Consider the following 6851-nt stretch of genomic DNA (forward strand, 5'->3'; position numbering starts at 1 on the left):
ACGACAGCCGCATCCGCGACCTGCTCGCCCGCTACCTCCAGGAACATGGGTTCCGCGTCACCACCGCCATCGACGCGGCAACGGCGCGGGCGACCATGCGCAGCCTTTCCTTCGACTTGCTCATCCTCGACGTGATGATGCCGCACGAATCCGGTCTCGATTTCGCCCGCTCGCTGAGGCGCGAGTCCCAGGTGCCAATCCTGATGCTGACGGCGCGCGCCGAGCCCGAGCAGCGCATCGCGGGGCTGGAGACCGGGGTCGACGACTATCTCACCAAGCCCTTCGAGCCTCGCGAGCTTCTGCTTCGCGTGAGCAACGTACTTCGCCGTGGTGGCGCAGCGCCCACGACCGGCGAGGTGCGCATGGGCAATTTCGTGTTTCACATTGGCCGCGGCGAGCTCAAATGCGGCGGCGAAACCGTCCGCCTGACCGAGCGCGAGCGCGAGCTGTTGCGCTATTTCGCCCAGCGGCCGGGCATGCCGGTATCGCGGCACGAGCTTGCCAAGGATGACGGCGAGAACGGCGGCGAGCGCGCCATCGATGTGCAAATCAATCGGCTCCGGCGCAAGATCGAGAAGGATCCCGCCAACCCAGTTTATCTACAGACCGTGCGTGGCAAAGGCTACATTCTCTATCCGGAATGAGGCTCGCGATCCCAGACCCCAAGTCTCTTCTCGAACGGTGGCGTAAGTTCTACGGCCAGTTCGCCGCGTGGACCCGCGAGCGCATGCCGAAGGGGCTCTATGCCCGCGCCCTGATCATCATCATCGCACCGATGGTGCTGCTTCAGTCGGTGCTCACCTTCGTGTTCCTGGAGCGTCACTGGGAAACCGTGACCCGGCGGCTGTCCACCGCCACGGTGCAGAACATCGCCATGCTCATCGACATCTATAAGTCCTACCCCCAGGGCAAGGACTCCCAGACGCTGATCAAGCTCGCCAACGACGACCTCGGGCTCAGGGTCAAGATCGTTCCCAATGACGAGCTGCCGCAGACGCGCTCGCGGCCCTTCTTCGACCTGCTCGACCGAACGCTGTCCGACGAGATCACCCGGCAGATCGGCAAGCCGTTCTGGATCGACACCGTCGGCACGTCGAACCTCGTCGACATTCGCATCAAGCTCGACAACGCGGTGATGCATGTGCTGGCGCGGCGCAGCCAGACCTATGCCTCCAATTCGCAGATCTTCCTGTTGTGGATGCTCGGAACGTCGCTCGTGCTGCTCACCGTGGCCATCCTGTTCCTGCGCAACCAGATCAAGCCGATCCTGCGTCTGGCCGAGGCTGCCGAAAGCTTGGGCAAGGGGCGCCCGACGCCGCCCGACTTCCGCCCGCGCGGCGCTCGCGAGGTGCGGCAGGCGGCGCAAGCCTTCATCGAGATGCGCGACCGCATCGAGCGCCATGTCGAGCAACGCACCACTATGCTCGCCGGCGTGAGCCACGATCTCCGCACCGTGCTGACCCGGTTCAAGCTGCAGCTCGCGATGTTCGAGGAGTCGCCAGAGCTCGACGCCATGCGCGCCGATGTCGACGAGATGCAAGCGATGCTGGAAGACTACGTGGCCTTTGCCAAGGGCGCCTCCGGCGAGGAGATCGTGCGCACCGATATCAGCGAGATCCTGACCGAGGTGCGCAACCAGGCCCATGGCAAGTCGGACATTCGCATCGACGTTGGCGATGCGCCCCTGGTCGTGCCGCTCAGGCGCCATGCTTTCAAGCGTGCCGTCGCCAATCTCGTCAACAACGCCGTGCGCTTCGCCGATCACGTCGCGGTCAGCGCTGGGCGAGAGGATGGCTCGCTCGTGGTCGAGGTCGAGGACGACGGGCCGGGCATCCCGGAAAATGAGCGCGATCAGGTGTTCCGGCCCTTCTACCGGCTCGATGACGCGCGCAATCAGGACGCCAAATCGACCGGCCTGGGATTGGCCATCGCCCGCGACATCGCCCGCATTCATGGCGGCGACATCGCCTTGAGCGAGTCTCGGCTCGGCGGATTGAGGGCTGTTCTCAAGGTTCCCGTTTGAGCTCTGCCCGTGTACCTTGTTGCGAGTCATTGGGGAGGAGGGACATGCCAAAAACACTCGTTGCGGCCGTGGCGCTGGTCGCCTGCGGCGTCACAAGCGGCGCCTATGCACAATCGTCTGACGGATCCGATGGAACAGGGAGCGGCCAAGCGCCGACCCTGATCATGCCGAGCCTGCTGACGAATCCCCTGACGAGCGGGCTCGATTCGGAGGGCTCTCCAGGCGCCGGCGCGCCGGCTGGGAGCGAGACGCCCGATGCGGCTTCGGAGGCCCCGTACTCGGTGGAGGGCGAAGAAACCTTGGACCCGGATAGCAATTAGGCGACAGCCGGCAAAATCGGGAGGAACCGCATGCGTATCAGGACAATGGGATTGGCAGCGTTGATGGCAGGTTCCATGATGGGAGACGGCTTGGCGCAACAGACCCTGGAGGATGAAATTCAGCAGGAAGAGGCTCCCGGCTCGGAAATAGAAATGGATATCAAGCCTGGCAGGGTCATCGTCGGGCGCGAGAGGAACATGAATCCATCACCGGTCGAGATCCAAGGCCGCACCCTCGACGTTCCCGACGATCCGGACACGCCAGCGGCGGAACACCCGGTCGACGCCGAGCTGCCAGGCGAGGGACCTGAGAATTTGTCCGGTCCCGACGACGACGATTCGCTCCCCGACTGACGAGCTTACGCGCCTGCCGGATTGGCCGAGGCGCCGCCGGGCGCCGGCTGTGCGGCATCGCCTCTTTCGCGGCGCTTCCAGCCCCGCGGCATGAGCCCGCAGGCGAAGCGGCAGAAGCTTCCGCACGCCGTCTCGACCCTTGCGAGCCACTCCTCGCCGTTCTTGAGCCTGCGGTCGAGCGCGGCCATGGTGTGATCGAGCCCGGGCGTATCGTCGTCGAGCCAGACTCCGAACACCTTGCAGTAGATCGAAGCGAGCCCTGCGACGCGGAGGCCTGCGCCGGGACCATCGAGCTTGGCGCCGGCGCCGGCCAGCATCCAATATTGCGCGGCAAGCGACGACGGGATGAGTTGCACCGCTTCGGCCGGATGGCAGCAAAGGGCAGCCGAGATGCGGCGAAGCGCGGGCTTGTACGGCGTCATCGCCTCGAAACGCGTCATGACCATGTCGAACACGCGATCCCGCGGGCTCTGCTCCGGCGTCGCTGGTTTGGACTTGGCAAGCACCTCGGCATCGATCTCGGCCTGGAAGGCTCTGAGAATATCCGTCTTGCAGGTGAAGTCGCGGCGAAGGTCTGCAAGGCTCACGCCGCTGCGTTCGGCAATCGCCGGGAAGGTCACGGCTTTCCACCCACCCTCGGCCGCAAGTTCAAGCGCCGCCACGATGGCCTTGTTGCGTTTGCTGTACTCCTCGAACATGGCGCGTCTCCTCTCTCGCGAGAAGCATAAGGAGTTTCTGTGGCCATCGAAAGACGCCATAGGTCCAACCTCGTGGTCAGAGATGGGCCTTTCTGCACCTCTTCACCGTGCGGATTGAGCCTTCATCCCGAGCAGCGGCGAAGCCGCGTCTCGAAGGATGAGGCCAAATCTTCTGTCTTCTGGCTTCTGATTTCTGGTTTCTGGCTACGACGACAGCTCGCGGGAGCGCTTGGCGGCTGCCGCAACCGCGCGTTTGAGGAGATCGCTCAAACCGCCTTTGCCCATCAACACTTCGAGCGCCACGGCGGTCACGCCTTTTGGAGACGTGACGTTCTGCCTGAGCTCTGCCGGCGAAAGATCTGAGCGGCGCAGGAGCTCGCCGGCACCGGCAATCGTCGCTCGCGCCAGCCGCGCGGCTAGTTCAGGGTCGAGGCCTTCGGCAACGCCCGCCTCCGCCAGGCATTCAGCGAGCAGAAACACATAAGCAGGTCCGCTGCCTGAGACCGCCGTAACGGCATCGAGCAGGGTCTCGTCGTCGAGCCAGATCACCTCGCCGACCGCTTCGAGCAGCATGTTGCAAACCAGCGCTTGATCGCGCGTCACCTCGCTGCTTGCGCAAGCGACCGTCATCCCCTGCCCGATCGATGCCGGTGTGTTGGGCATCGCTCGTACGATTGCACTGCCCGGCGGCAGACGCGATGCGAGATTGGCAAGGGTGCGCCCCGCGGCGATCGACAGCACCACCGTCGACGGCCCGACCGACGAGCTAAGCGCCGGCAGCACCTCGTCGATGATCTGCGGCTTCACCGCGATCACCATCACTGACGGAGCCGCGGGCAATTTCGCCTGATGGCGCACGCGAATGCCGTGGCTTGCCATCAGCGCAGCAACTTCCGGCGCGGGCGTCGGGTCCTGCACATAAACGAGAGTCGGATCGAGACCCTGGCGGAGCCAGCCTGCGAGCAGCGCTCCACCCATCTTCCCCGCCCCAACCAGAAGGAGCGGGCCACCGAGGGTGACCGTCACGCCTGTCCTTCTGTCTCGAGCATGGTCGCCGCGAGCGCATCCTCAGACGACTTGCCGGCCCACACCACGAATTGGAAGGATTGATAGTAGCGCTCGCAGGCCTCGAGCGCGCCGCGCAGCAGCGCCTCGCATTGGCCGACATGGGTCTTGGCGCCGGCAAGCAGCAAGCCGTGGCGATAAAGCAGCATGCCGTCCTCCTTCCACAGGTCGAAATGCCCGAGCCAGAGCTGCTCGTTGATCAGCGCGATCAGACGGTAGATCTCGTTCAGCCTGGGCTTCGACACCTTGCAGTCGAAGGCGCAAGCAAGGTGCAGCGCCTCGAGATCGTCCCGCCAGGTGAGCGAGAGGTGATAGTCGCACCAGGCGCCCGAGACCGACAGCGTCAGCTCGTCGGGAGCGCTTCGCTCGAACGTCCAGTCGTGGATGGTAGCGATATGCTCGACCATGTCCACCGGGTTGGTGAAGTGGTCGTAGTTTGCCTGTATCGTTGCCATGCGTGTTTCTCTGTGGCCTCTCCAGAGTTCCCGCGCACGCGTCACGCCGCCGCGAATCAGATTGTGAATCAGTTATATATCGGAGTTTGTGCGTCCACCAACTGGGCCCGGACTCGCCGACTCAAAATGCTGTGGACGTTGCAAAGATAGTTGTGGATGACGCTTTGCCGGCGAGCGCTTGCGAGGAATCCGATTCGCTTGGCCTTCGCGCTGGCAGATCTGCCTGGACGGTCAATAGCTGCGTTTGACCTTCTTTTGCCGGCGGATCGGGCGGGGAGTGGTCGGCTCGGCGATTTCGGCTTCAAATTCCTCCAGCACCTCTTCCAGCAGAGCCACACGCTGCTTCAGCTGCTCATTCTCCTCCCGCGCCTTTTGCGCCATGGCCTTCACCGCCTCGAACTCCTCGCGCTGAACGACATCGAGCTCGCGCAGGATGCTTTCCGCCTGGGCACGGACGACGCTTTCGATCTCCTTGCGGACGCCCTGCGCCGCACCTGCCGCGTCGGTGATGAGTTTGCCGAGCTCGTCGAAGAACCTGCCGGTTGTTTGCGTCATGCATGCACCCTTGAAGACAGCCTATTCTCTAAACTATGGGGTTCTGCGCCTTCTCGATCAAGCGCCAGACCCCGGGCGCCACGCCGCCTTGACAGCCTAGGGCTGGCGGTGAAGGGTCCAGCCGTTCGCGGACTCCTTGGGGCCACATGCCGCTTTTCGCTATCCCCTACCCTGTCATCGATCCGATTGCGTTCGAGATCGGGCCGCTCGCCGTCCGCTGGTACGGCCTCGCCTATATGGCCGGCATCCTGCTCGGCTGGCTCTATGGGCGCTATCTCCTGTCGCGCCCCGATCTGTGGAACGGTAAGCCGCCGATGACCATCAGCCAGGCCGACGATTTCCTGCTGTGGATCACCCTCGGCATCGTACTCGGCGGCAGGCTCGGCTTCGTTCTCTTCTATGAGCCGAGCTATTTCTGGGCGAATCCGCTCGAGATCCCGGCGGTGTGGAACGGAGGCATGTCCTTCCACGGCGGACTGCTTGGCGTCGTCGCCGCCGTCTATTTCTTCTCCCGCGCCAAGGGTATCAACCCTCTGTCGCTCGGCGATATCGCCTCGGCAGCCGCCCCCTTCGGCCTGTTCTTCGGCCGCATCGCCAATTTCATCAATTCGGAGGTGGTGGGCCGCGTGAGCGACGTGCCCTGGGCCATGGTATTTCCCGGCGCCGGCGATGCGCCGCGCCATCCGAGCCAGCTCTACGAGGCGGCGCTCGAGGGCGTCCTGCTCTTCATCATCCTTGCCGCTGCCACCTATCGCTACAAGGCATTGACCCGTCCGGGCACGATCTTCGGTCTGTTCCTTGTCTTCTATGGTCTGTTCCGCAGTTTCGTGGAGTTCTTCCGCGAACCCCATGCGGGACACCCGCTCGACATTGGTGTTCTCACGCCGGGCATCGTCTATTCTATTCCCATGATCCTGCTTGGCCTTTGGCTGATCCGCCGCGCGCAAGTAAAACCGGCGCTCGCGCCATGACGAGCGCGCTTGCCCGTCAGTCCGGCGACGACCTCTCGCTTGCGGCAAGACTGCACGCGCGCATCGCCAAGAGCGGTCCGTTAAGCGTCGAAGCCTTCATGCAGGCTTGCCTGTCCGATGCGTCGTCCGGTGCCTACACGTCCCGCCAGCCGATCGGCGGCGCCGGCGACTTCATCACCGCGCCTGAAATCAGCCAGATCTTCGGCGAGTTGATCGGCCTGTGGTCCGCTGCCGTTTGGCAGTCGGTGGGCGAGCCGCGCACAGTGACCGTCGCCGAGCTTGGGCCAGGGCGCGGCACCTTGATGGCTGATGCGCTCCGCGCCTGGCGTAGCCTGCCGAAATTTCTCGACGCAGTCTCTGTCGCTCTTATCGAGATCAGCCCGGTCATGGTTGAGGCGCAACGAAAGACC

At 64.0% G+C, this 6851-nt stretch carries 10 protein-coding genes; 6 read left to right on the forward strand and 4 right to left on the reverse strand.

What is annotated here, in order from left to right; translation table 11 throughout:
- The 4 genes from ACREC7_RS15000 to ACREC7_RS15015 form a co-directional block, all read left to right on the forward strand.
- On the forward strand, window positions 1-644 hold a 644-nt coding region (locus tag ACREC7_RS15000), incomplete at its 5' end, for a response regulator (protein WP_431556498.1).
- Window positions 641-2023: an ATP-binding protein gene (locus ACREC7_RS15005; protein ID WP_431556499.1), complete on the forward strand. Its 1383-nt coding sequence runs from the start codon at window positions 641-643 to the stop codon at window positions 2021-2023. The genes ACREC7_RS15000 and ACREC7_RS15005, both read left to right, overlap by 4 nt.
- 44 nt (window positions 2024-2067) lie before the next feature.
- Window positions 2068-2343: a hypothetical protein gene (locus ACREC7_RS15010; RefSeq protein ID WP_431556500.1), complete on the forward strand. Its 276-nt coding sequence runs from the start codon at window positions 2068-2070 to the stop codon at window positions 2341-2343.
- A 30-nt stretch (window positions 2344-2373) separates the two neighbouring features.
- On the forward strand, window positions 2374-2697 hold the full coding sequence (locus ACREC7_RS15015) for a hypothetical protein (RefSeq protein WP_431556501.1): 324 nt from the start codon (window positions 2374-2376) through the stop codon (window positions 2695-2697).
- A gap of 5 nt (window positions 2698-2702) precedes the next feature.
- On the opposite strand, the gene ACREC7_RS15020 is transcribed toward ACREC7_RS15015, so the two are convergent.
- From ACREC7_RS15020 to ACREC7_RS15035, 4 genes are all read right to left on the reverse strand, one after another.
- Window positions 2703-3395, reverse strand: coding sequence for a TetR family transcriptional regulator (locus ACREC7_RS15020; protein ID WP_431556502.1), 693 nt, complete (start codon window positions 3393-3395; stop codon window positions 2703-2705).
- Between the two features lie 204 nt (window positions 3396-3599).
- Window positions 3600-4421: a pyrroline-5-carboxylate reductase gene (gene proC / locus ACREC7_RS15025; protein ID WP_431556503.1), complete on the reverse strand. Its 822-nt coding sequence runs from the start codon at window positions 4419-4421 to the stop codon at window positions 3600-3602.
- The gene (locus tag ACREC7_RS15030) at window positions 4418-4915 is read right to left on the reverse strand and encodes a YbjN domain-containing protein (RefSeq protein WP_431556504.1); all 498 of its coding nucleotides are present in this window, start codon (window positions 4913-4915) and stop codon (window positions 4418-4420) included. Before ACREC7_RS15030 ends, proC begins: the two co-directional genes overlap by 4 nt.
- 231 nt (window positions 4916-5146) lie before the next feature.
- On the reverse strand, window positions 5147-5470 hold the full coding sequence (locus tag ACREC7_RS15035; RefSeq protein ID WP_431556505.1) for an accessory factor UbiK family protein: 324 nt from the start codon (window positions 5468-5470) through the stop codon (window positions 5147-5149).
- 146 nt (window positions 5471-5616) lie between these two features.
- Between ACREC7_RS15035 and lgt the strand changes: the two genes are divergently transcribed.
- Together lgt and ACREC7_RS15045 are read left to right on the forward strand one after the other, a co-directional pair.
- Window positions 5617-6441, forward strand: a complete 825-nt coding sequence (gene lgt, locus ACREC7_RS15040) for a prolipoprotein diacylglyceryl transferase (RefSeq protein ID WP_431556506.1) — start codon at window positions 5617-5619, stop codon at window positions 6439-6441.
- On the forward strand, window positions 6438-6851 hold a 414-nt coding region (locus tag ACREC7_RS15045; protein ID WP_431556507.1), incomplete at its 3' end, for an SAM-dependent methyltransferase. The genes lgt and ACREC7_RS15045, both read left to right, overlap by 4 nt.

The sequence above is a fragment of the Methyloceanibacter sp. genome (assembly GCF_050728395.1).
Taxonomy (GTDB): Bacteria; Pseudomonadota; Alphaproteobacteria; order Rhizobiales; family Methyloligellaceae; genus Methyloceanibacter.